The following is a 431-nucleotide window of genomic DNA, read 5'->3' on the forward strand; positions in this document are numbered from 1 at the left end:
CGGTCGCCGCCCAGGTCGGCATCGAGGAGGTGATCGCCGAGGTGCTGCCGGCCGACAAGGTCGATGTGGTCAAACGGCTGCAGGCCGAGGGCAAGACCGTGGCGATGGTCGGTGACGGGGTCAACGACGCCGCGGCGCTGGCCCAGGCCGATCTGGGGCTGGCCATGGGCACCGGCACCGACGTGGCGATCGAGGCGGCCGATCTGACCCTGGTGCGGGGTGATCTGCGGGTGGCGGCCGACGCGATCCGGCTGTCACGGCGCACGCTGCGCACGATCAAGGGCAACCTGTTCTGGGCGTTCGCCTACAACGTCGCGGCCCTGCCGCTGGCCGCCGCGGGCCTGCTCAACCCCATGATCGCCGGCGCGGCGATGGCGTTCTCCAGCGTCTTCGTCGTCAGCAACAGTCTCAGACTCCGCCGCTTCCGCTGA

The 431-nt window shown here is 70.8% G+C and carries 1 protein-coding gene; it reads left to right on the plus strand.

Translation table 11 applies throughout. The features are described from left to right. Positions 1-431 (plus strand): HAD-IC family P-type ATPase (locus QSK36_RS43120; RefSeq protein WP_285786451.1); only part of this gene is annotated, 431 nt, incomplete at its 5' end.

This window comes from Microbispora sp. NBRC 16548 (assembly GCF_030268985.1).
Classification (GTDB): domain Bacteria; phylum Actinomycetota; class Actinomycetes; order Streptosporangiales; family Streptosporangiaceae; genus Microbispora; species Microbispora catharanthi.